The following is a 23,388-nucleotide window of genomic DNA, read 5'->3' as shown; positions in this document are numbered from 1 at the left end:
TAAGTCAACATTCCTCAAAAGTCTTGTGCCCGATAGTTTTTTTCAGTTTGACCAGCATCCCAATCCCCTTGAATAACTTAAAAAGCTGTCTAGCTGCTTCTTGACCGTAACCTTGACCTTCATATTTCGTCATAATAAAAATTCTTGCATAGTATTCCGGCTCTCCATCATGAACACTCTTTATAAATAGAAATGGATGAGGTTTAATTCTAGCCAGTAGGATGAAAGGTCGGAAGGTTTAACTCTACCATCTTTTTTCCACGCTTTTTCATCATTTTAGCACATTGTCACAGAAAAAAAGACTGAACCTTTCATTCGGTCAGTCATTTCCCTTTAAATATTTTGTAATCTTTCAAGCATGTCCCTTGCTCTAGTTGATCCATTGCGTTCTAATTTTAACTTCAATTCCTTTTTAATTGCATCATCACACTTCTCTAGAATTAAAAAGGCTTTCATCTCATTCGAAGTCATCACCTTGCGATACAACTTGGAGACCCGTTTATCATCGTCGCCCATGTATGAAGATAACACTCCCTTTCATTAAATTAATTTATAGTATATCCCTTTCCGGTTAAAAAGTAAACGAAATACGAGCTTTATCATTGTATGGATTTAACGATGTCAATCGCTTCTTCTTTCGAAATTTCTTGACTCATTATCGTGACATCATACAATACGCCGTTTACGCCCCAAATAAAGCTTTGCATTTCCTCATAGGAAATATATGTCATGTCCTTCCCTGCAATCGTAATAGCCTCCCCTTCCTCGAATGGAATCCCATCCAACATTTCCCCTTCAGGATCTGCACTCACCATGAAGGCAATACTGTCCATTTCATTATCATTATGATAATAAACGAAGTTAGCCATTTGATAGGCTTGATCATAGTAGCTATCCACTAATTCGTAGTTTTTAGGTAGCTTTGTTATTTCAGGAATTGGGAACGAAGCTAACTCCTGAATCTCTTCTGGAGATCGTTTCTCTACTTCAAAATCGTCAGCGGTTAACACATTGGCATCTTCAGGAATATTAAAGGTAAACAAGGCATCATCAAGATCTTTTTGAAATTCTACATTATCGTACACAATGGTGGTTTCAAAGTCCTCCATTCCTGTATGAATCTTTAATGGAACCCATGTCTTTTCATCAAACCAGAACTCCATTTCTTTCTGATAGAGTTCTGTATCTTTTGGTGTCAACCTAACGTGATACGTATTTCTTCCCGAAATTTCCTCCGTTCCAACTAATTCAACTGTTTTATTATTGACCATTTCCCCGATCATATCTTTTAAATAATCCGTCTGTTTGAATGCCTTTTCTTCCGTGTCCTGAACAATCACCTCATTTACCTTTTCATCGTAAAGCCATGTATGTATGCTCTTTATTACTAACGATGAGATAGCCATCCTCATATTCCACTCTGCTATTATCCGGATGTTCAAGCCACTCTTCATGTTTAACCGTTTCTTCTATCCCATCATACTTAGTTATAGTTGAGACCTCCGCATGATAGGAAGTCCTATTTTCTTGTGCTTCTATTACATTCGCAATGAGTTCATCCACATTTATTTGATCATCTGTACAACCACTACAGATAATTAAAAAGAGTAGCGACAATGAAAGAACAACCTTGTACATCCCTTTTCTCTCCTTTGCCTGCTGATTATGTTTCCATTTCCGTCATCACTTTGGCCACCCCAAATGCTAGATGCTCCCAAAATATTTCTTCCACTCGTTTTCCTTCTGCTTTCTCGCAGGTAACAACTAAAATGACATCTGCTTGCTGCCCTCGCATTACTTTATGTTTTTTTCTTCTCAAAGCAACAAGAAACAAATCGATGAGAACCCCCATTACAAATCCTCCACCCGCACCAATTAATCCCCAGGAAATCGGACCCCACTGCAGCTCAAATCCACGACTAGAACCAATTACAGCAAATATTACAGCTAGAAACATTCCTTTATTAATAAGGGAAACTCCATCTGACCTGTGTAACGTATCAAAAAGCTTTGCACCTTCTGTACGTTTATCTAATGGAACAGCAAAAATTTGATTGAATCCTTCTTCTTCCAGTTTCCGAATCGTAAGCTCAACATATTGTGAATGATCAAAGGTTGCAAACACTTGCATATTAGTTTACTTTCACACCTTTCTTGACCGAAAAACCCGAGGGTTGATAGAAGCTTTTCAAGTATTTCTTTTGCTCGGTTTCATACAACTTATTATCTTCCACCGTATTCATATAGGTATCATAGATCGTGAAAAAGTAAAATGAAGGTAAATACAACAGCCACTGGGGGTCTAGCACTTCATTTGATTTTCTTATATCCCCTAAGAGTAAATAGTGAAAGGCTTCCAAAAAGTGAGAATGCATCATAAACACCACAGTCAAAGTCAAAGTGAATATGGCACCGATAACTCTGTGATTATATAATTGTCCAACACTCGGTATTGTCATAGCCCAAAGTGTAGCTGCAATCGGATTACGCTTATCCAAATAGTTAATTTCAAATGGTTTAATAATGAGTCTATCTACATTAGGAGATTTACTCTCACCAATCAAATACATTTTATTTAAATCTACCGTAGTTCTATAGCTATCCCATATCCCAAATAGGTAAACGGGAATATATAAATGCATATACTGTATATTTAATACTTGAATTGCCCCCTCTACATTTCCATTGAACGTATATACCATCGCCTCGTTTAGATGAATCATTTGATTAATAATAATTTCCCACAGTACTAAACTAAAGCCACGAATGTATTTATTTAGCAACAAATGGCCATAGCCTGGAAAAGCTATGGACCACATAGCAATGATATATGGGTTACGTAAGTGGATTTGGGTGGTACCAAAAATACTAAGATGTGCGAGTTGGATTCTTTTTTGCTTGCCTTGTCGTGTCATAAAAAGCACCTCTATATCCGTGTGTGAAAATAGTTTCTGCAAATAATATAGAAGCATGCAAACGAGTTAGTCCGAATAATAGGAGGGGGAACATGGGATTTTGTGAACTCTGTGGCAGAGACAAAGTGGTGACAACAATCCACCATTTACTTCCTAAGGAGGAAGGAGGAACCTTTGGAGCTACCGCAACCCTTTGTATTCCTTGTCACAAGCAAATTCATGCACTTTATACGAATGAGGAAATTCTATTCGTTTGACCACCTTAGAAGAATTACGTCGTGATGACCAGCTTTCTCGTTTTATAAAATGGATCCGTAAACAACCATCCACACGAATCATGAAAATTAAGAAGTCAAACGATAGAAAGAGAAAAGGAAGATAAATGAAGTGGAATATTATTCTTTTAAAATACCGTTTGATATAATTAAATTGTTAAGTTCCTAATGAAAGGAGCGGATTCATACTAGTGGAAAACATCAATCATTCCTTTCTACTTGTGTCGATATTACTTATTGTCGGTGTGTTAACTACTAAATTCTCCTCTAGACTCGGTCTTCCATCCCTTGTTTTCTATATCATGGTAGGCATGATTTTATCTAACTTTATATACTATGATAATGCGCTACTTACTCAGTTGTTTGGAATTCTCGCTCTCGTTGTCATTCTGTTTGAAGGTGGGATGCAGAGTAACTGGGGCCATATAAAGAAAGTCATAAAACCTTCCCTAGCCCTGGCAACAGTAGGTGTGTTACTCACTACATTCGTCATAGGTGTATTGGCCAAGTACATACTAGATGTAACATGGTTAGAAGGATTATTATTTGGAGCTATTGTTGGATCTACAGACGCAGCAGCCGTCTTTGCTGTAATAGGCAACAAAAATATAAAAAAAAGACTTAGGTCAACATTGGAAGCAGAATCAGGTACTAACGATCCAATGGCGGTTTTTCTTACCGTTTCTCTTATCTCACTTATTCAGTCTCCAGAATTAAACATTTTCGGGATTACTATACGCTTCCTATGGCAAATGGGATTTGGATTGGTTGCTGGAATCCTAATGGGGAAATTAACTGTTTGGAGCATTAACAAAATTAACTTAGATTCCTCTGGTCTTTATCCAATCCTTTCCTTAGGATTTGCTATTTTGACCTATAGCCTTACTAGTCTTCTTGAAGGCAGCGGATTTTTGGCTGTCTATGTAATGGCTTTACTAGTCGGGAATTCGGATCTAACTTATCGCCATTCTATCTTTCGATTTAACGAAGGATTTGCATGGATGATGCAAATCCTTATGTTTATCTTGTTAGGTTTGCTCGTCTTCCCGAATCAGTTATTAGATATCTTTTGGCAAGGTGTAGTTCTTTCCATATTGCTTATTCTAGTAGCACGGCCAATTGGAGTTTTCTTAAGCACTGTAAAAATGGGATTTACTATTCAAGATAAAGTTTTCTTATCCATTTCAGGCTTAAAAGGAGCTGTGCCAATCGTTCTCGCGACCTACCCCATGATAGCAGGACTTAACAATAGTCAGCTTTTATTTAATGTTGTATTTTTCGTCGTGTTCACATCCGCTTTAGTTCAAGGAGCAGCAATCTCTCCTTTGGCGGATTATCTTGGACTATCAAGGAAGGAAAAAGTCTCTTCCCCACATACGTTGGAATTAGTATCTATTGGTAAATCATCATCCGAAATATCTGAAATTGTAATTAAAGAACACTCTGTTGTCTTAAACAAAACGCTCTCTGAAATAAAACTCCCTGATGATGTGCTGATTTCTGCAGTGATAAGAGGAGAAAATGTAGTAACACCAACTGGTACAACGATGCTTCAAGAAGGTGATATTGTGTACGTTTTGGCTCCAAAGTCAAAACGGAAACAAGTAAATCATATCTTTATGATGAAAATTCCATTCCAAAAAGAAATCTAACATTCCTAGAAAATGATGCGATTGGAATTGTTTGATTGCATCCAATTTATTTAGGGGGCTAATGGGATTAAAAAATGCTTGGACGGGTGGGTTGTGACCCCTATCCAAGCATTTTTTATAAAGCGATGATTTAAGCGATTCGTTCTTTATTTATTTTTTCAAATAAGTATTGAACAAAGTAAAGAATATACGCTTTGTAATGAAAATAGAGAAAAAATTGTAAGTGATTTAACTTATCCAACCCAATAATCTTCATTTTCTTAAGCACATTAATCAAATAGAAAGCAAATAAACCGTTTGCTAAAACATTAAGTAAAACATATTTTTTAAAATTTCCATATGAGAACTTTAATATCCATAAAGAAATAGGCATATATGGACCAATATCAAAAGGGAGTTCATCCCTTATAAAGGACCTCCTTTTATCGTAAAATTTCCACCAATTCCGCTTATGTCCGAACAAGTGATTGATAATTTCAAAAATAACAATAAAAAAACCTGCAGAAGAATAACGACTAAATGTTCGTTTTCCTATAAATAATACCGTACACCACGGTACTATGAGGAGGAAAATATTAAATATTAGGTGCTTCCTAGTCAAAATACCATCACCCTTAATTCAGTTTAATTGGTAATTTATGATTCATATTCTTTACTAATTAAGAAAAGATATGTATAAACTCGAAAATTAATTAAGTTTTTGAAACTTACTTATTAATTATTATGTCAATTCTGTTGAATGATTTATTTTGGTACAATGAAACGTTCCTATTAAAATAAAAATAACCATCATCAACCCTACAGAAAAGACAGGTACTGGAACAAATCTAGCGTATATCACACCAACAGTTCCTAATAATCCAGCTAAAGCAAACCAATAAAGAAACACCGAGTTATTCGTTTCTTTAACATGTAGTAAGCTATCTAACGCACAAAGTACATAAATCCCAGGGTAAAACATCGCATATTCAACATTGACAATTGACAAAGCTTCCTCATGCAAGCCATTTAAATCAAAGTACAGTGCTTTATTAATGTAAGCAAGACGATTTAGGATGTGCTCTATACATATAAAAAAAATGGATTTTAGATATTGTTTATTCAACCATTGTCCAAGACCTGGCATCACTAAACTGAATATTACTACTTTCCATCTCACTGTTACCACTTCCTTTAGCCACCCGTTTCTACAGCAACAGATAAATTAGGTATTACATAATTTCTTTACTAACTTTAAGTTTACAAGGAGAATTATGAACAAAAATGGATAAATAGCTGCGGAATCCCACAGCTTCCACGATGTGTAGTAAAAGAAGGAAGTTTGCACGGAGATCCCTTCAAAACAAATCGAAAAAATGGACCAACCAACTATATAACGAATTTTACTTATTTTGCATTTGGATAAAGGGGCGAAATTCAAGAATATAATATCATACTTATAGCTGGGTAGATATGAAACTGTCCAATTACCTAAGTATTGAGTACCTTCTGCAAGAAAGCCATATAAATTGAGTTTTGTATCTAGAATAGCAATAAAAGATAAAACGGGGTTTTTCTTGTCCAAACAATTTATTTCTATGGGGGATAAAACGATAATTATAGTTAGTTTTTATCATATTTGACCTTAGAGTATATAAATATACTAACTAAACTTATGATGACGATTACTTAACTAATCAGGCCCTTACCGTACTTCCAATAAAGTTTACATGAAGTCAAATAAAAAAATGCTCAGAAAAACTCCAAGCATTTTAAACGTTTACTATATCTTTAATCCTCTAACCCCATTGGAGATGCTCCCACTGGTAGATTATTATCAAACAAATCGGGGTCATAGATTGGAGATCCCATAGGCTGAATATGAATTATATTGTTTTGTCCATATACTTGTCCGTTAAAGTTAAGTTTGGCAGGCGCGTGTGCGGATTGGAAAACTGTTTCTCCGAAATTGATTGAACCATTTCCGTCCACATTATTAACACTTACCCCTCCAACAACTATTGGGTAGTTTTCATTTTCATACCCTAAAACCATAATTATCACCCCTTCAGGTGCTTATTCTATAATATATTATTTTTAGAACGTATCGTTACTAAAAACGTTCCCCAACTATATTATCCTAAAATAATGGAGGGGCCCTCTTTTGGAGAAGCCCCGCATGAGCAACAGGTCTCTTTTTTGTTATTGTAGAGAAGGTGGTGCGTCAGACTAGTATCCTCCGCCGTACCCTTGTTGTCCCATTGGGTATTCGTTACCAACGATTACCAGTAATACAAATAGAACTACTAAGAGGATGAAAGAGTTTTGGTTTCCTTGAAAAAAACTCATTTATTTTTCCCTCCTTTCCAAGTACTACGATAATATACTATGTCGGAGCTTGATTAATGGAAAGGCAAGGATACCAAAGTTTTGGAAAACAGGTATCTGTTAATTTCGTACATCTAGTTTTTTTAAAAAAACTTTTACTTATATTAGGAGTATTCCAGGAGTTGTCATGATTTCTGTTTGGATTTATTTCTTGGAGCGAACCAGCCAATTAGTGCAATACCAACTAGTACACCGTAGAACATAAGAGTCCATAAGGTGCTATGTGGAAAGTCATGATCTAAGATTCCTATATCCTTATGGGAAAGGGTGATGACTGCCAACTTCACACCGACCCATGCAACAATTGCATATGCCGTCGTTTCCAATGCTGGTCGTTTTTCAAGAAGTTGCACAAACCATGTTGCTGCAAATTTAATTAATACAAGACCAGCAATTCCCCCAAGGACTACAACTAAAAACTTACCTCCATCCATCCCACCAAAATCACCTAAAGGTGAATCTGGAAGACCTAGTGCAAGGGCAACTGCGGCGAGGATTGAATCAATTGCAAAAGCAAGGTCGGCTAACGCAATTTTTCCAACTGTTGGCCAAAAAGCTTTTCCAGCTGATTCCTTTTCATCATCTTTATGAATATTCTTGTTTTCTTTTCCGAAACGTGCTTTTATAACATGCTTTAATCCGAGATAAAGCAGATATGCTGCACCTACCGCCTGAATCTGCCATACGTTCGCAATAAAAGAAATAGCAAAAAGAGCAACAAATCTAAATCCAAACGCCATAATGATTCCGTAATTAATGGCTTTTTTCTTTTGTTCTTCTGGTAAATGTTTGGCTATCACCGCTAAGACAAGGGCATTATCAGCTGATAACAACCCTTCCAACCCAATAAGTATTAACAATGTCCACGCATATTCTAACCATAATGATTCCATCAAGCTTCTCTCCTATCTATTCCAACTTATGATGTTTATGCTATTCATACTATGTTCGAAGTGAAGCATGAGTATTCTTCATAAGGGAATAAACTCGTTCACAACTTTATGGTTAACTCTTTCTAAATTGATTTTTTGTAGTACACAAAAAATAACGGACAGAAATAGAGTTATCATTACTCAATCTGTCCGTTTATCATAAAAATTCAAACATTCTACAAATACTGCTTCATCACCTTATTCCCATCATACGTAAATAATGCTTCACGCTCTTCAATTACTGTTTCCATATGAACCGTACGACCCCATAGTTGGAAAATATGAGGTAATGTCTTTTCCAAGTAAGTGAGATCAAGCTCAACTCCTTCAAAATGGTGTTTCAAGTAAAGCTCTCCATTAAACAAGTAATCCCCATTTTGCACAGTTAGGTAAGGAAAGCCTCCATTTACCCTCATAGTAATAAGCTGGTCTCTGACATTCTCCCAATTTTTATCGGTAACCTTATATTCATTTCCTTGCTTTTCAAAAAGATACAAGTCTTCACGCTGCACAAAGTCTTTTGTTAAATAATTTCTTAAAAAGGAAATGTCGGATTCTATTTCTCGTACTTCAAATATTTTTTCCCTACCGGAACCTGGTTCTACGCCCCACCGTTTCATCTCTTCTGTCGGATTATTGAAGCGCTCTTCAATGTCTTCAAACATTTTCACTCCAAGGTAATAGGGATTAATTTGTGTTTTCGATGGTTGGACAACGCCTGCATTTAAGCTCGCAAACTCGACTACTTCATCACTAGTCAAATCCATTTCTCGTAAGATTCGTTGATGCCAGTACGAAGCCCAGCCTTCATTCATGATTTTCGTCTCCAATTGCGGCCAGAAATAAAGCATTTCTTCTCTCATCATCGTTAATATATCGCGCTGCCAGTCTTCTAAATGGCGGCTATACTCTTCAATGAAGAGTAACAAGTCTTTTTCTGGTCTAGGAGGGAATTTTTTCTTGCGCCGTTTAGGCTTTTCTTTCTTTTGACTGGCCTCATCCAAGTTCCATAAATCGTCATAGGGCCCAGGATTTTGGGAGGTTTCCTCCTCTTCACCTTCTAATTCTTCATTCCAATCTAGATTAGCTTTTAAAAGCGCAGGGTCAATATGTTCCTGTATGGCTAAGACCGCATCCAAGAAAGATTCGACTTCCTCTATGCCATATTCTTTTTCATATGCAGCAATTCGTTCCGCAGTGGCAGACATACTTTCTACCATGTCACGGTTTGTATTTTGAAATCTAGCATTATTTTTAAAAAAATCACAGTGGGCTAACACGTGTGCTACTATTAATTTATTTTGAATGAGGGAATTGGAGTTTAAGAGGAAGGCATAACATGGATTAGAATTAATCACTAGCTCATAGATTTTACTTAAGCCGAGGTCATACTGCAGCTTCATCTTATGGAACTGCTTCCCAAAGCTCCAGTGTGAAAAACGCGTTGGCATTCCATAGGCACCAAATGTGTAAATAATCTCAGGAGGACATATCTCATAGCGCATTGGATAAAAGTCTAAGCCAAATCCCTCCGCAATCTCTGTAATTTCCGCTATCGCTTTCTCTAAGGCAAGATGATCCGCTTGTTTCAAGGGGCGACCTCTCCTTTTTATATAGTACTACTACTATATGTTCGAATCGGTTTTATGATGAAGGCGAGCTTTAACATTCTTAAACCAATATAAATAAAAAAACTCTGAACCTATTTGGTCCAGAGAAGCATTCCTTATTTTTCAGCACAGCCACAATCTGTTAAGGTATATCCGATGACCTTAAAACCCTTGCTTCTCAAAACGCGTACACCTAAATTCCTTTCTATTTTATCAGAAGCAATGACGTGAACCTCTTCTTTGGGGATTTCGTGATGGTGTCTTTTTAAGTAAGCAAGTGGAATCGAAATAGAGCCGTGAATAACATCATTAGAAGAAACATTGTAGTCTCGTATATCGACCATTACCTTTTTCGAAACATTTGCTTCTCTATTTAAATCGATACATGGAATCCCAGATATCGGAAAAGTTCTGGAATAAAGAATAATAAACAATAAGAATAGAATAAGAATTACAGCGAAACTAATGATAAGAACAACTCCTTGCTCTATAGATTCGTTAGCAATCCTTATCCTATAACGTGAACAAAGCTTATGTCAATTACTAATACTTCATTTACATATTCTTTAGATTTTTATCCTTGTTGAACGTTTTGCCAGTAATAGACAAGTGTCTCCATTCCCTTATCAAAATTTTCAATTGGGAAGCTCTCATTTGGAGAGTGCAAACGGTCTTCTGGTGTACCGAAGCCTAACAGAACAATCGGCATTTTGTAGATGGCATCAATCCACTCTACAACCGGGATAGATCCACCCATTCTTACATACACCGTTTCTTTGCCAAATGCCTTTGTTAAGCTTTGTGCTGCTTTTTCTACTAATGGATGATTTGGGTCTACTTTGTATGCCTTTGCAGATAAAGGCTCTTTTTTAATATCGACTGTTACACCCTTTGGAGTATGCTTCTTAATATGTTCAACGAGCAATTGTTGAACCTTCTCTGGCTCTTGACCAGGTACAAGGCGAGATGTTAATTTCGCCGTAGCATACGATGGAATAATTGTTTTCGTTCCTTCTCCTTGATAGCCACCAAACATTCCGTTTACCTCTAAAGTCGGACGTGCCATCGTATGTTCTTTTGCTGTGTATCCTTTTTCTGGAGTTACCTCTGGAATACCAGTAGATTGAACGAAGTCTTCACCAGGTACTTCAGCAATCAGCTTGCGTTCGTCATCGGACAGCTCATCGATTCCATCATAAAAACCGGCAACTTGTACAACTTCGTCTTCATTTTTCATGGATGTAAGAATGTGAGCCAATGCCATGAGCGGATTTTTCACTGCACCACCGTAGATTCCAGAATGAAGGTCACTAGAAGGGCCTTTGACTGTGAATTCTAGTCCAGTGAATCCTTTTAATCCGTAAAGAACGGTTGGCTGTCCTTTTGCGACCATTCCTGAATCCGAAATAACAGCAAAGTCCGCAGCAAACTGTTCTTGTTTCGCCTGAAGGATTTCGTATAAGTTTTCACTTCCGATTTCTTCTTCTCCTTCAATGCAGACCTTGACATTAATAGGAAGCTTACCTTCGGTTTTCATATAGGCCTCAAACACAGCTAAGTGCATAAATACTTGTCCTTTATCGTCACTAGAACCACGTGCATACAGGCGCCCATCTCTTATTTCCGGCTGAAATGGCTCGCTATCCCACAACTCTAATGGATCAGCAGGCTGTACGTCATAGTGACCATACAACAAGACAGTTGGAGCATTATCGCCAGCTCCTAACCATTCTCCATATACGAGCGGGTGACCTTTTGTTTTTTGCACTTCTACCTTTTCAAACCCGATGTCAGTCAAATAATCAGAGACGAACTGCGCGGCTTTTTCTACATCTTGTTTATGTACAGAATCGGTGCTCACACTCGGAATCGATAGAAAATCATTCAGCTTTGCTAGTAAAGCATCTCGATTAGATTGTAAATACTCTAACGCTTGCTTGGACATGAAACATTCCTCCTAAATAATCTTTAACGACGTTATTTTATCATAGTTTCTAGAAAGAAAGAAAAAAGCAGTATCTGCTCAGATACTGCTTCACCTATTATTCCATTGCTTGTTTCAAGTCTTCAATCAAATCTTCACTATCTTCAATACCAACTGATATCCGAATTAATCCATCTGTAATGCCAAGCTCTGCTCGACGTTCAGCCGGAATAGAAGCATGTGTCATTTTTGCAGGTACTGAAATTAAGCTCTCTACTGCACCTAGACTTTCCGCCAAAGTAAAGTATTTTGCTTTGCAGATGACTTCATCGGCTTTTTCGCCACTTCCTACATCAAAAGAAATCATGCCACCAAATCCACCTGCCTGTGTTTTAGCAACCTCATGCCCTTTATGGCTCTTTAAGCCTGGGTAATAAATCGTTGACACTTGTGGATGGTTTTCTAAAAACTCTACAATCGCATGTGTGTTTTTTTCAATCGCTTCCATGCGCAGACCAAGTGTTTTAATACCGCGAATCAATAACCAAGAATCCTGTGGACCAAGTACTCCACCAACGGAGTTTTGAATGAAGTGAAGATCCTCTGCTAGCTGATCAGAATTCACAACAACTAAACCTGAGACCACATCGCTATGGCCTCCAATATATTTGGTTGCACTGTGAAGTACAATGTCTGCGCCAAAATCAATCGGTTGTTGCCAGTATGGTGTTGCAAACGTATTATCTACAATCAATAAAAGATTGTTTTTCTTGGCAATCTCCGACATCTTCTTTAAATCCGTGATTTTCAACAATGGATTCGTTGGTGTCTCAATATATAGGGCTTTCGTATTCGGTTTGATTGCCGCTTCTACTTGTGCAGCATCACTTGTATCGACATACGTGTGCGCTAGATTGAATCGATTCAATACCTTCGTTGTAAGTCGATACGTACCACCATATACGTCATCTGTCATCACAACATGGTCTCCGGCGTTTAAAAGCATCATGACGGACGTAATTGCAGCCATACCGGATCCAAAGGCAAAGCCTGCTTTCCCATTTTCTAAATCAGCAATTAATGTTTCTAATGCATGACGTGTAGGATTTCCTGTACGAGAATATTCGTACCCTTTATGTTTTCCAACTGCGTCTTGTTTGTACGTACTTACTTGATAGATTGGAACAGAAACAGCGCCTGTTAGCTCGTCTCCAGTTACTGTTCCTCCGTGAATCATTTTTGTTTTTGGCTTCACTTAAATCCCTCCTTGATAAATTTGTTTACTTAAATACCGTTCACTTGAATCCGGAAAAATCGTTACAATGGTAGTACCAGGTTTTGCCTGCTTGGCTTCTTTCAAAGCAGCAACACAAGCTGCACCAGAAGAACTACCGACTAAAAGTCCTTCTTTCTTGGCAAGTTCTTTTACCATATGAAAGGCATCTTCATCTGTTATCGTATGGATTTCATCAAAATAAGACCGATCCATATAATCCGGTAAGAATTCCATCCCAATTCCTTCCGTTTTATGAGGACCTGGCTTTCCTCCCGCAATAATAGATCCTTCTGGTTCCACGATTGCCGTTTTCACGTTCGGATCCATTTCTTTTAGATACGTAGCTGTTCCCATGAACGTACCGCCAGTACCAGCACCTGCAAGAAAAACATCCACTTTTCCGTTTAAATCGTTCCAGATTTCCGGTCCGAGTGTTTTATAATAGGTTCTTGGATTTGCTGGGTTCGCAAATTGCTGGGGGGAGTAGCTATTCGGGATTTCTTTCACAAGCTCCTCTGCCTTCGCAATGGCACCACGCATCCCCTGATTGGTTGGGGTGTGCACAATTTTTGCACCTAACGCTCTCATTAATTCTTGTTTTTCTTTACTAAATTGCTCTGGAACACAGAAAATAACCGATACTTCCTTTTCAATAGCTGCAAGCGCCAGTCCGATTCCCGTATTCCCAGCAGTTGGTTCAATAATTGTCCCACCTGGCTTAAGCTTCCCTGTATCGAGAGCATCTTGTATTAACTCTTGGCCAAGACGGTCTTTTATACTTCCACCAGGATTATAAAACTCTAGTTTCGCAAACAAACGAACCCCCTCAGGAAGGGGGAACTTGGTTAATTCCACTAATGGCGTATTTCCAATTAATTGTTGTGCACTTTTATAAACAGCCATAATCGGAGCCCTCTACTCTGCAAATACAATGTGCCACTCGTCTTTTCCTTCAAGCATACGAGTCGCGATGTCTTTTGCACCTTGCAGGCTATGGTTTGCTGCCCATCCACATTGTACTTCGTTACATGCAGGGACTTCTGTCGCTTCCAGTACATCGTTTAGCGTTTTCTCTAGTGCTTCTAGAATGTCATCATAGCTGTCATTATTCAATACAGCTAAGTAGAATCCTGTTTGGCAGCCCATTGGTCCGATATCTAATACATTATCAATATGGTTACGAATATTTTCTGCCATTAAGTGTTCAATGGAATGTAATCCCGCCATATCCATATGCTCTTTGTTTGGTTGGCAGAAACGAATATCATATTTATATACTTTATCTCCGCTTTGACCAGTAGTAACCCCTACTAGTCTCACATACGGTGCTTTTACTTTCGTATGATCTAGGTTAAAGCTTTCTACATTCATTTTTTGTACCATGTGTACCTCTCCCTTACGAAATTTTTTCGGCTACCATAAGCCAAACAAATTTGTTCATTTGTTGAAAGGAAACGTTAAATCCATTCGATTGAAAAAGCTCTTCTAATACCGAAAGCATTGGATAATACCCCGTAGAAAGATCGTAAAGCAAGTCTTTAAATCCTTGTTCCTTCGCTTCTTCAAAGATGGCTTGTTTCGATTCTTCTGTTTCATAAGCAGTATCTGCGAAAACAACCTTTCCACCGACCGGTAAAACCTCCCTAAATCCTGCTAATGCTTTTCCTTTTTCTTCATCTGTTAAGTGATGAAATGCGTACGTACTTACAATCGTGGAAATAGATAGCTCTGGTTTGGGATAAGACAAGAAGTCTCCATCATGTATGGTAAGATCCGGATATTTCGAACTTGCTTCTTCCCTCATCGCACTGGAAGGCTCTACCCCAATTACTTGATGTCCTTTGTCCAGAAGCTTTTTGGATAGATTACCAGTTCCTACTCCAAACTCCAATACGTTCCCCTTCGCTTTAGACGCGACCGCTTCTAGAATTGTATCATATTTATCAAAAACATCACGATACTGTGGATCATGACCGGTTACCGTTTGATCATAAGATTCAGCCCAATTATTAAACAAATCAATAAACTCTCGACCCATTTATGTGATCTCCTCTCCCCATTAAAATTAATTCATAGTAATACACTATGTTTTATCGGGATTAGTGATAATAATATAACATAGAAATGGGTGTTGGAGCAATTTTTAAGATTGTTCAATCCCCTTTTTTAAAAGGCATTTTCAATAAGGAAGGTTGACTTCAGAAAATATGAAGCCAACCTCATTTTTAATGCGCTTCCGGAAAAATACGTTCCATCATGGAACCAAATTGTTCAAAGAATCCACCAATAGGTTCTCCATTTTGCACGTTTTCGGTATAATTTTCAGCTAAATCAACAAAATCTCTATCTGTGGAAATATAAACATTTTCTATTTGTTTATCTGTTGCTCTGACCAATTCTCTAATTTGATTCTCGATACGGTCTTGTTGATTTTGTGGATCTTCCCCTTTCACCGCTACAAAAGCATTTTCATCTAAAGTAAGAACATAGGCATTATCAACCAAACGAATTTGCTGTGATATTCGTTCTGCCGCTCGTTCATTCACATTATATTGATCCGTATTATTGCCATTTTCATCTATGCGTCGCTCTGGAACAGCTTGATTATTGTAATTCGTATTATCCGTTTCATAATCTAAACCGTTTTCATGATACAGTGTATCGTTTTCTGCATCATCCGATAGATAATCTGTATAGGTGCCAAATCTTGTTTGTTCTACTCCGATATCATCTTGTCCTACATCTTGATTCGTGTTGTTTTGACACGCTACCAACGTTAGTACGGATATGACCGCTATTGTCCATTTTTTAATCCTCAACATAATCCCTCCTTCAATAGGCTTAGTTTGAGTAAAGCTTCTGCATTTATTCACCTGCTTGGAAAGAAAAAACAGTAAAAATCGCGAATGAAAAGCTTCCTTTTTCGAACACACTATCGAAGGAACATCCTTTAGAACTCCACATATTATAAAGGGAACGTGGAAGTTTTGTTAGAAACTTCTATCATGACATTAGCTGAGTCGGAGATACTACAAATAACCCTTTAGGAAAGGGGCGATTACGTTGTATATAGCGGATTACGACAAAGCGTTATATTTCACATTGTGGGGCCAATGGGATGATTTATTAGTTTTGATGGTCCGTACACAGGATGATATGTTATCAAAGAAAATTGAAATTTTCTTACACGCCTTCCACTATGGTACACGAGAGCAGGAGATCATGGGTGCTCATGAAGATTTGCTTCATTATATTGACCACGCCATGGCCCATAATACTCCTGCAGCCATTATGGAGGTCTAATAAAGAGAAGTAAGCGAAATCAAGAACCATGATAAATGCAAAAAAATAGAGCGTGACCTTTTCACGCTCTATTGCTTTACATATTTAATTCCAAAAAGAGCAGCCTGTGTGCGATCATGTACTTCTAGCTTTGCCAACACATTCGAAACATGCGTTTTTACCGTTTTTTCGGTTATAAATAAAGTAGAAGCAATTTCTTTATTGCTTTTCCCTTTCATTATTTCTTTTAAGACATCCAATTCTCTGTTGGTTAGTTCACGAAGACGTTGCTGATCAGAGTTATCCCCAGCATTTACATGACGAATCAATTCCTTTGCTGCATCAGGGTCAATGGCATTTTCCCCGTTATACACCTTCCGAATCACCTGTGCTAATTCATTAGGATCAATCGTCTTTAATTGATACCCTTCCACTCCAGCTTTTATCGCAGGAATAACGGTGTCGTAATCGGAGAAGCTTGTTAAAATAACAATTCTCACCTTGGGAAATGCTCGTTTAATGTGTGTTGCGGTTTCAATACCATCCATTTTGGGCATTTGAATATCTAACAACAAAACATCAATCTCATTATCTTCTAGGAAACTCAACACTTCTATACCACTTGATACTTCTCCAACCACTTCCATATCATCCTGAGTTTGAAAGAAATACACTAATCCTTTCCTTACAACTTGATGGTCGTCTGCTAATAATACCTTGATTGTCATAACGGTTCCTCCAATGGGATATACACCTTTACAGCTGTTCCCTCTCCAATATCACTTTCCAAATAAAGAATACCGCCTACCATTTCAATACGTTCCTTCATACCTTGCAGTCCGAAAGAAAGCTGATAAGCATTCTCTAAATTCATCCCTCTCCCTTTATCTACAATATGCAACCGAACTCCCTGAGCTTTACGTTCCAAATAAATCTCCGCTTCTTTTACACCTGCGTGTTTATTAATATTATGAAGCGCTTCTTGCCCAACCCTCCATAATGCTTCTTCTATTCGATACGGAAGAGAGGTCGTTCCTATTGTTTCAACATCTACATCTATTCCGATTCCTCTCGCATACTGTACTAATCCATGTAACAATCCTTTATCTAATGCAGCTGGTCGATGATTCGCCACAACTTCTCGCATCTCCGTTAATGCTTGTGAAGCTAATTGATGGATGTATTCCACTTGTTCTTTGATACTGTCATCTTTGACTTGTGCAAGCGAGGCTTTTGAAGTAAGTACAACAGAAAACAAAAGCTGATTTACCGAATCATGTAAATCCTGTGCAAGCCTTGAACGCTCAGCTACCTTAACAACTTCTCTTTCCTTTTCTTCCAATTGAATATGTAGAAGCAAGATATCTACGTATTCCATCAAAAGAGTGAAAACTTCTATTTCTATGGCAGTGAACAAGCCTTCTCGAACCATCCAAACCTTTTGTGAAGAACCAAATTCTCCTTGCAACATGTTTTCTGAATCCAACGGTCTTTGCCAATGAACGTGGATATTAGGAAACAGGATAAATAACTGATGTTCTAATTTCATTCTCAAGTCTTTTTGGGACCGTGCTTTTTGCAGCTCTTGGACAACGGTATGTAGGTATGTAAGCTGTGCAACTCTTTTTTGCTCCTCCTCAAACCGTTCAATTCGCTCTAGAGCTGTTCCGATTTGTAGGGCAAGTCCTTCCAATAAATCCAGTTCTTCATCGTTATAGGTCGATTGGTTAGGTGAAGCAACATTTAAAAGGCCATACGATCGACTTTTCGTTCGTAATGGAACGGTAGCATGATGCGTAATTTCATTTGTACTGGTTCTCCCTGCTTGCAAAGCTTTCTCTATCCTTTTACACCCGATAATGCTAGTGGCCTTCGTTAAGACCCCTCTTTTATATCTAGATATACAATAACAATCCTTGCTACACATCGGTTCAAAGTTCCGGTAGCTTAAGGCTGGAGGAAGCTGATGCGAAGCAGTAAATCGAACTTGCTGATCCTCTTCGAGAAAAAACCAGCCTGTTTCAAAATGAGTAATTTCTATTAATTGTTGTAACACTTCATGGACCATATCCCGTTTACTCGTCGATTGATTCAGTAGTTCCGCAATTGTTTTTAATGTTTTTAGCCGCTTCGTTTCATCAATCATAATACTCTCTTCCTAACGTTTTTTTCTTAATTATATCAAAATATTTAAACAAGCAAGATTGTTATACGATAAAGAGAGAACCATAGTTTTCCATTATGTAAAATTAATGGTTAAATAGGCGACATATTTCTCAACTTATCTTTTTATGTATTGTTCCAAACTCTTCCGCACTAGTAGTATAATGAGGGTTACAGAGTAGAAGAATCCAACCTAGTTCTATCTATAAATCCTGTGTTTAGGTCAACTTTTCTTTTTTACACTGTGTTGAATTATTGGAATGCTTCTACTATAATATACAATGGCCCAAAAGGAAGAATAAGTAAATCGAACGATAGTATAGTCGTAAACGTTACTTATAAGACCATTTCGAATCAAAAAACGAATATGGGAGCGTGTACTTATGAAGGATTTAAGAGTACCAGAAAAAAGATTTCGCCCTGAAATTGAAGGGGTTAGAGCGGTGGCAGCGCTTCTAGTAGCTGTTTACCACATTTGGCTTGGCTCGGTTTCTGGGGGAGTAGATGTATTTTTTATCGTTTCTGGTTATTTAATTACAACTTCTCTGCTATCTCGAATGGAGAGACAAGGGAAGATTGATCTTATAGGGAATATTTTGGGACTTGCCAAACGGTTATTCCCGGTGGCATTTACTGTTATTTTGACTATTATTCTAGGATCTATATATGTGATGCCTAAAGTCCAATGGGAGCAAATTGTTTCAGAAGCATATGCTTCCGCTCTATATTTTCAAAATTGGGAGTTAGCTTTTAATTCTGTAGATTACTTAGCCCAAAACAATGAAGCTAGTCCTTTTCAGCATTTTTGGGCACTTTCCATTCAAGGACAATTTTATATTACATGGCCATTTGTTATTCTATTAGCCTATTTTATCGCGAGAAAAATATTGAAAACACCTGTAAGAGTGACACTTTTAGGAATTTTAATACTTCTTTTCGTGAGCTCCCTAAGCTATTCCGTTTACAAGACGGAAGTGAATCAGCCTTGGGCGTATTTTGATACGCTTGCTCGTGTTTGGGAATTTAGTCTTGGAGGGATACTAGCGTTACTCCTTCCTTACCTTAAATTTAAAAAGCCTGTTACATTTGTTATGGGCTGGCTCGGTTTAGCAATTATTTGCTTAACCGGAATTTTGCTACCGGTTTCAACTGTTTTTCCAGGATATGCAGCACTATTGCCGACAACTGGCGTTATTTTCGTACTACTGGCAGCAGAAAACGGAAATAAATTTGGGGTAGAAAAGCTATTAGGATCGAAACCTTTTACCTTTTTCGGTAGCATCTCTTATGGATTCTATCTCTGGCATTGGCCCCTTCTTGTTTTTTACTATACGTATTTCGATAAAGAACAAGCACCGCTTTGGGTTGGTATCTCTGTGTTACTTATTACAGCTGTTTTGGCTTACTTATCGATTAAGTTTATCGAAACACCAATTCGCAAAATGGATATCAAACAATCCAAACTAAAACCAGCTCTTGTGCTCTTAGCTATTATGCTTCCAGTACTTGCTGTTAATACATCTTGGCAAGCTTATGTGAATGCTGATCGAGCAACAGCAGGACAATATGAGGAAAAGGATTATCCAGGTGCCCTAGCTATCTATGAAGATATAAAACCAGCAGAAGATGTAGAACCAGCTCCAGACGGATTAAAGATAAAAGAAGATCTTCCAGCTTTTTACGATAATCCAGATTGCTATTCGAATATGAATGATAATCGCATTACAAAATGCTCCAAAGGTGATACAGATAATCCAGAGCATACGATAGCATTAGTAGGTGGCTCTCACTCTGGTCACTGGTACCCTGCTTTAGCGGAGCTGGCAGATGATCTTCATTTACAAATAGATATTTACAATAAGGATGCCTGCCGTTTCTCTACACAGGATTTTGATGGGAAACTTAACAAGCAATGTATGGAGTGGAATGATGAGGTTCTAAAATTGCTGAAGGAGGACCCTCCAGATCTCGTTGTTACAACAGCAAACGTCAATGATGGAGCAAAGGTTCCAGATGGATACAAGGAGCAATTTAAGAATTTAGATGGAATCGCTGAGATTTTCGCCATTCGCGACACTCCTCGTTCTAAAGTAGATACACCGATTTGTGTAGAGGAATCTGAGAATTATATGGAGGAATGTTCACGATCTAGAGACAGTGCTTTATCTGAAAATCCACCATGGGAAAACACAGAAGGGATTTCGGATAACGTAACATTCGCCGATTTATCGGAATACTTCTGTGATGAGGATACGTGTCCACCAGTTATAGGTAACGTAATCGTCTATCGTGACTACCACCACCTTAGTACGTTATATTCGAAAACTTTAGCAAAACCGCTAAAGGAACATCTTGTCAAAGCGTTGGAGGAGAAAAATTTATAGAGTTCAGTTATTTTCATTAGTGAAACGAAAACCCCCCGTAGTTGGTAAAATAACTACGGGGGTATTTTATTCGTTCATCCCTGCTTTTTTATATCGTAATTCAAATAAATCTTTTCTTCTGTCTTGCTGCTGTCGAACCGTACCTGTTTTACGTTGACGACGTAGGATTTCTAAATCTACATCTCCTACTACAACTGTCTCAATGTTTGGATGACATTCTCCGACAATTCCATCTCTAGCAAATTCAAAATCGGAAGGGGTGAATATCCCGGATTGAGCATATTGGATATCCATATTCTCCACTTGTGTTAAGTTTCCTACAGTTCCTGCAATAACCGTATAAACTTGATTTTCAATTGCTCTTGCTTGAGCACAATATCGAACACGAAGATATCCTTGTCGATCATCCGTACAAAACGGAACAAAGATGATATTCGCTCCTTGATCCGCTGCATGACGAGCCAGCTCTGGAAATTGGATATCATAACAAATCTGTATCGCAATTTTTCCACAGTCCGTGTCAAATACCTTCACCTTATCTCCGGCGTTTATACCCCACCACATTTTTTCGTTCGGTGTGACATGTAATTTATACTGCTTCTCAATCGTTCCATCTCGTCTAAACAAGTAGGCAATGTTATAGATGTGATCGTCCTCTTCAACGAAGTGGGATCCCCCCACAATGTTCACATTATATTTTACAGCCAATTTAGTAAATAGTTCGATATAATCCTCGGTGTATTCCGAAAGCTTTCGTACTGCTTTTGATGGGACTTTTTCCTCTAAGAATGACATGAGCTGTGTCGTGAAAATTTCAGGAAACACAGCAAAGTCGGAGCCAAAGTCATAGGCAACATCCACATAATATTCCACTTGTCTTGCAAATTCCTCAAAGGATTCAATATCCTTCATCATATATTGGATAACGGTAATCCGGACAGGAAACGCCGTCTTATAATGACGCTTCGTCTTAGGAAGGTATTCTATGTTGTTCCATTCCATCAAGGTCGCATACTTAGCAGATTGGCGGTCATCCGGTAAATAACCTGGATTAATCCGCATCACGGAAAACCCGTTCATTATCTGAAACGTTAGGACTGGATCGAAAATATTTTTGTTGCTAACCTCTTCGACATACTCTCTCGGTGTGAGCGTATCTTCATATTTATGATAGTTGGGAATTCTACCGCCAATAATAATACTTTTCAGATTCAATTCTCTAGCAAGTTCCTTTCTTGCTTCATAGAGACGCTTCCCTATTTTCATCCCTTGAAAATTCGGGTCTACCATAACTTCAATCCCGTACATGTTATAGCCTTCTGGGTTGTGATTAGTGATATATCCACCATCGGTAATATCGTCCCAGGTATGCTTATCATCGTACTCATCAAAGTTTAAAAGTAAGCTTGAACAGCTTCCAATAATCTGCCCGTCATATTCTACACAGAATTGGCCTTCCGGGAAGTGATTTAAGTGACTAACTAGATGTTCTCGTTTCCACGGTTCCATATTAGGAAAGCAAATGAGCTGAAGAGCAATAATTTGGTCGATATCTTTTTCTTCAATATTTCGTACAACTAATTTTTTCTCAAATTGGGATAAATCTAGCTTTGACATTCCACTATTCTCCTTACTTGTGTACCAGTTCTGATACTAATTGCTGAAGTAGTTGTTGAGATCGAAGAGCTTCTTCACCATCTATAGTTGGCTTTTGATCATCTATTACACAGTCGATAAAATGCTGGACACTGTCCTCAAATCCACGCACCTTTAATAACGTATCCCATGATCCTGGTTCTGTTACTTGAACTTGATTATTTTGTTCCACTTCTAATCGAGTTAAGTTTTCTACTCGGATAATTTGATCTACTCCAAATATTTCTAGCTTTTCTAATCCTGAACCAGATTCTCGGTGCATGGCTGATGAGAAAATAGCATGCTCATTTTGATACATATGTTTAGCAAATACAAGTTGGTCTTTTTCATTGGTTTGAACAAAGTGATTAGCCACTTGCAATTCGCTAAGTCCTATCCATCTCAATGTATCTACCAGATGCAGATAATCATCCAACATGGTGAAAGAAAAATCGTGAGGACCCACCCCATTCATTCGGTGCTTCTCCATATGCACCCATACATAGTCTGAAGCAAGCTCCTTTGCCTTTCGGTAAAACGGTGCAAAACGTCGATTAAAACCTACCATAAGCTTGCGATTTCGTTTTTCACTTATTTCCACGAGCTCTTCTGCTTCTTCTAGTGTTGCCGCAAGTGGTTTATCTACGTAAACATCTACTCCTCGTTCTAACAGCGCTTTCACAACGGAAAAATGCGTCGGTGTGGAAGTGTGTACAAATGCTGCATCCACTTGACCACTTAAAGTCTCTAAACTTTCTATACTCTCCATTCTATACGCCTGGCATATACGGTCTCTTTTCTCTTTGGTAGGGGAAAAAGCACCGACTAGCTTCCAATTTGTTTCTTTTGTCAGCGTTGGTAAGTATGCTTTCTGAGCAATTCCCCCTAAACCGACAATCCCTATTCGAGGTATGTTCATGGTTTCACCTCATCACGTTATTTTATCTAGCTTACTCTCATTGTACTTCATCCG

The 23,388-nt window shown here is 38.0% G+C and carries 24 protein-coding genes and 1 pseudogene; 4 read left to right on the top strand and 21 right to left on the bottom strand.

The features are described 5' to 3' along the window. Positions 1 to 333: 333 nt before the first annotated feature. From FN924_RS18815 to FN924_RS05385, 5 genes are all read right to left on the bottom strand, one after another. The gene (locus FN924_RS18815) at positions 334 to 516 is read right to left on the bottom strand and encodes a hypothetical protein (protein WP_228409585.1); all 183 of its coding nucleotides are present in this window, start codon (positions 514 to 516) and stop codon (positions 334 to 336) included. 83 nt (positions 517 to 599) lie between these two features. Then, positions 600 to 1,340 carry an outer membrane lipoprotein-sorting protein gene (locus FN924_RS05400; RefSeq protein ID WP_158633942.1) on the bottom strand — a complete coding sequence of 247 codons (741 nt, stop codon included), beginning with the start codon at positions 1,338 to 1,340 and terminating at the stop codon, positions 600 to 602. Positions 1,341 to 1,353: 13 nt separating this feature from the next. After that, positions 1,354 to 1,638 carry a hypothetical protein gene (locus FN924_RS05395; RefSeq protein ID WP_143892464.1) on the bottom strand — a complete coding sequence of 95 codons (285 nt, stop codon included), beginning with the start codon at positions 1,636 to 1,638 and terminating at the stop codon, positions 1,354 to 1,356. A 25-nt stretch (positions 1,639 to 1,663) separates the two neighbouring features. Next, the gene (locus tag FN924_RS05390; RefSeq protein ID WP_143892463.1) at positions 1,664 to 2,131 is read right to left on the bottom strand and encodes a hypothetical protein; all 468 of its coding nucleotides are present in this window, start codon (positions 2,129 to 2,131) and stop codon (positions 1,664 to 1,666) included. Between the two features lies 1 nt (position 2,132). Next, positions 2,133 to 2,915, bottom strand: a complete 783-nt coding sequence (locus FN924_RS05385; protein WP_143892461.1) for a hypothetical protein — start codon at positions 2,913 to 2,915, stop codon at positions 2,133 to 2,135. Between the two features lie 92 nt (positions 2,916 to 3,007). On the opposite strand from FN924_RS05385, the pseudogene FN924_RS05380 reads away from it, so the two are divergent. Further along, positions 3,008 to 3,297 (top strand): annotated as a pseudogene (locus FN924_RS05380) (HNH endonuclease). A gap of 84 nt (positions 3,298 to 3,381) precedes the next feature. Continuing rightward, complete coding sequence (locus FN924_RS05375) at positions 3,382 to 4,842, top strand: potassium/proton antiporter (RefSeq protein ID WP_228409583.1); 1,461 nt, start codon at positions 3,382 to 3,384, stop codon at positions 4,840 to 4,842. Positions 4,843 to 5,563: 721 nt separating this feature from the next. Here the strand turns inward: FN924_RS05375 and FN924_RS05365 are convergent. From FN924_RS05365 to FN924_RS05310, 12 genes are all read right to left on the bottom strand, one after another. Further along, on the bottom strand, positions 5,564 to 6,001 hold the full coding sequence (locus FN924_RS05365; RefSeq protein WP_143892458.1) for a hypothetical protein: 438 nt from the start codon (positions 5,999 to 6,001) through the stop codon (positions 5,564 to 5,566). Between the two features lie 611 nt (positions 6,002 to 6,612). Then, positions 6,613 to 6,876, bottom strand: coding sequence for a spore germination protein (locus FN924_RS05360; protein ID WP_143892456.1), 264 nt, complete (start codon positions 6,874 to 6,876; stop codon positions 6,613 to 6,615). Positions 6,877 to 7,050: 174 nt separating this feature from the next. Next, the gene (locus FN924_RS05355) at positions 7,051 to 7,170 is read right to left on the bottom strand and encodes a YjcZ family sporulation protein (RefSeq protein WP_143892454.1); all 120 of its coding nucleotides are present in this window, start codon (positions 7,168 to 7,170) and stop codon (positions 7,051 to 7,053) included. Positions 7,171 to 7,334: 164 nt separating this feature from the next. After that, on the bottom strand, positions 7,335 to 8,102 hold the full coding sequence (locus FN924_RS05350) for a TerC family protein (protein ID WP_143892452.1): 768 nt from the start codon (positions 8,100 to 8,102) through the stop codon (positions 7,335 to 7,337). Positions 8,103 to 8,317: 215 nt separating this feature from the next. Then, on the bottom strand, positions 8,318 to 9,733 hold the full coding sequence (locus tag FN924_RS05345) for a SpoVR family protein (RefSeq protein WP_143892450.1): 1,416 nt from the start codon (positions 9,731 to 9,733) through the stop codon (positions 8,318 to 8,320). A gap of 134 nt (positions 9,734 to 9,867) precedes the next feature. Then, entirely contained in the window at positions 9,868 to 10,095 is a 228-nt protein-coding gene (locus FN924_RS19250; protein WP_228409582.1) for a rhodanese-like domain-containing protein, read from the bottom strand. Between the two features lie 230 nt (positions 10,096 to 10,325). Next, entirely contained in the window at positions 10,326 to 11,696 is a 1,371-nt protein-coding gene (locus FN924_RS05335) for a dipeptidase (RefSeq protein WP_143892447.1), read from the bottom strand. A 97-nt stretch (positions 11,697 to 11,793) separates the two neighbouring features. Continuing rightward, positions 11,794 to 12,930 (bottom strand): bifunctional cystathionine gamma-lyase/homocysteine desulfhydrase, encoded by a 1,137-nt coding sequence (locus FN924_RS05330; RefSeq protein WP_143892445.1) that lies wholly within the window; start codon positions 12,928 to 12,930, stop codon positions 11,794 to 11,796. Further along, positions 12,931 to 13,854 (bottom strand): cysteine synthase A, encoded by a 924-nt coding sequence (gene cysK / locus FN924_RS05325; RefSeq protein ID WP_143892444.1) that lies wholly within the window; start codon positions 13,852 to 13,854, stop codon positions 12,931 to 12,933. Between the two features lie 12 nt (positions 13,855 to 13,866). Beyond that, positions 13,867 to 14,334 carry an S-ribosylhomocysteine lyase gene (locus FN924_RS05320; RefSeq protein WP_143892442.1) on the bottom strand — a complete coding sequence of 156 codons (468 nt, stop codon included), beginning with the start codon at positions 14,332 to 14,334 and terminating at the stop codon, positions 13,867 to 13,869. A 13-nt stretch (positions 14,335 to 14,347) separates the two neighbouring features. Then, complete coding sequence (locus FN924_RS05315; RefSeq protein WP_143892440.1) at positions 14,348 to 14,989, bottom strand: class I SAM-dependent methyltransferase; 642 nt, start codon at positions 14,987 to 14,989, stop codon at positions 14,348 to 14,350. A 187-nt stretch (positions 14,990 to 15,176) separates the two neighbouring features. Further along, positions 15,177 to 15,773: a YhcN/YlaJ family sporulation lipoprotein gene (locus tag FN924_RS05310; RefSeq protein ID WP_143892438.1), complete on the bottom strand. Its 597-nt coding sequence runs from the start codon at positions 15,771 to 15,773 to the stop codon at positions 15,177 to 15,179. Between the two features lie 241 nt (positions 15,774 to 16,014). On the opposite strand from FN924_RS05310, the gene FN924_RS05305 reads away from it, so the two are divergent. Further along, complete coding sequence (locus FN924_RS05305) at positions 16,015 to 16,254, top strand: YhdB family protein (RefSeq protein ID WP_143892436.1); 240 nt, start codon at positions 16,015 to 16,017, stop codon at positions 16,252 to 16,254. A 68-nt stretch (positions 16,255 to 16,322) separates the two neighbouring features. Here FN924_RS05305 and FN924_RS05300 read toward each other — a convergent pair whose 3' ends face one another. Together FN924_RS05300 and FN924_RS05295 are read right to left on the bottom strand one after the other, a co-directional pair. Beyond that, positions 16,323 to 16,961, bottom strand: coding sequence for a response regulator (locus FN924_RS05300; protein WP_143892434.1), 639 nt, complete (start codon positions 16,959 to 16,961; stop codon positions 16,323 to 16,325). Beyond that, positions 16,958 to 18,379 (bottom strand): GAF domain-containing sensor histidine kinase, encoded by a 1,422-nt coding sequence (locus tag FN924_RS05295; protein WP_143892432.1) that lies wholly within the window; start codon positions 18,377 to 18,379, stop codon positions 16,958 to 16,960. Before FN924_RS05295 ends, FN924_RS05300 begins: the two co-directional genes overlap by 4 nt. Before the next feature lie 400 nt (positions 18,380 to 18,779). On the opposite strand from FN924_RS05295, the gene FN924_RS05290 reads away from it, so the two are divergent. Next, on the top strand, positions 18,780 to 20,780 hold the full coding sequence (locus FN924_RS05290) for an acyltransferase family protein (protein WP_143892431.1): 2,001 nt from the start codon (positions 18,780 to 18,782) through the stop codon (positions 20,778 to 20,780). Positions 20,781 to 20,846: 66 nt separating this feature from the next. Here FN924_RS05290 and FN924_RS05285 read toward each other — a convergent pair whose 3' ends face one another. Together FN924_RS05285 and FN924_RS05280 are read right to left on the bottom strand one after the other, a co-directional pair. Further along, complete coding sequence (locus FN924_RS05285) at positions 20,847 to 22,397, bottom strand: bifunctional GNAT family N-acetyltransferase/carbon-nitrogen hydrolase family protein (RefSeq protein WP_143892429.1); 1,551 nt, start codon at positions 22,395 to 22,397, stop codon at positions 20,847 to 20,849. 13 nt (positions 22,398 to 22,410) lie between these two features. Next, positions 22,411 to 23,334, bottom strand: coding sequence for a Gfo/Idh/MocA family protein (locus tag FN924_RS05280; protein WP_143892427.1), 924 nt, complete (start codon positions 23,332 to 23,334; stop codon positions 22,411 to 22,413). Positions 23,335 to 23,388 lie beyond the last annotated feature (54 nt).

This window comes from Radiobacillus deserti (assembly GCF_007301515.1).
GTDB classification, from domain to species: domain Bacteria; phylum Bacillota; class Bacilli; order Bacillales; family Amphibacillaceae; genus Radiobacillus; species Radiobacillus deserti.
The sequence above is the reverse complement of the archived record's forward strand: the minus strand, read 5'-3'. Positions and strand labels throughout refer to the sequence as shown.

Coding starts and splice junctions, on each gene's coding strand:
- FN924_RS18815 (WP_228409585.1), bottom strand. CDS start 516: ATGGGCGACGATGATAAACGGGTCTCCAAGTTGTATCGCAAGGTGATG.
- FN924_RS05395 (WP_143892464.1), bottom strand. CDS start 1,638: ATGTACAAGGTTGTTCTTTCATTGTCGCTACTCTTTTTAATTATCTGT.
- FN924_RS05390 (WP_143892463.1), bottom strand. CDS start 2,131: ATGCAAGTGTTTGCAACCTTTGATCATTCACAATATGTTGAGCTTACG.
- FN924_RS05385 (WP_143892461.1), bottom strand. CDS start 2,915: ATGACACGACAAGGCAAGCAAAAAAGAATCCAACTCGCACATCTTAGT.
- FN924_RS05360 (WP_143892456.1), bottom strand. CDS start 6,876: ATGGTTTTAGGGTATGAAAATGAAAACTACCCAATAGTTGTTGGAGGG.
- FN924_RS05355 (WP_143892454.1), bottom strand. CDS start 7,170: ATGAGTTTTTTTCAAGGAAACCAAAACTCTTTCATCCTCTTAGTAGTT.
- FN924_RS05350 (WP_143892452.1), bottom strand. CDS start 8,102: ATGGAATCATTATGGTTAGAATATGCGTGGACATTGTTAATACTTATT.
- FN924_RS19250 (WP_228409582.1), bottom strand. CDS start 10,095: ATGGTCGATATACGAGACTACAATGTTTCTTCTAATGATGTTATTCAC.
- FN924_RS05335 (WP_143892447.1), bottom strand. CDS start 11,696: ATGTCCAAGCAAGCGTTAGAGTATTTACAATCTAATCGAGATGCTTTA.
- cysK (WP_143892444.1), bottom strand. CDS start 13,854: ATGGCTGTTTATAAAAGTGCACAACAATTAATTGGAAATACGCCATTA.
- FN924_RS05320 (WP_143892442.1), bottom strand. CDS start 14,334: ATGGTACAAAAAATGAATGTAGAAAGCTTTAACCTAGATCATACGAAA.
- FN924_RS05315 (WP_143892440.1), bottom strand. CDS start 14,989: ATGGGTCGAGAGTTTATTGATTTGTTTAATAATTGGGCTGAATCTTAT.
- FN924_RS05310 (WP_143892438.1), bottom strand. CDS start 15,773: ATGTTGAGGATTAAAAAATGGACAATAGCGGTCATATCCGTACTAACG.
- FN924_RS05300 (WP_143892434.1), bottom strand. CDS start 16,961: ATGACAATCAAGGTATTATTAGCAGACGACCATCAAGTTGTAAGGAAA.
- FN924_RS05295 (WP_143892432.1), bottom strand. CDS start 18,379: ATGATTGATGAAACGAAGCGGCTAAAAACATTAAAAACAATTGCGGAA.
- FN924_RS05290 (WP_143892431.1), top strand. CDS start 18,780: ATGAAGGATTTAAGAGTACCAGAAAAAAGATTTCGCCCTGAAATTGAA.
- FN924_RS05285 (WP_143892429.1), bottom strand. CDS start 22,397: ATGTCAAAGCTAGATTTATCCCAATTTGAGAAAAAATTAGTTGTACGA.
- FN924_RS05280 (WP_143892427.1), bottom strand. CDS start 23,334: ATGAACATACCTCGAATAGGGATTGTCGGTTTAGGGGGAATTGCTCAG.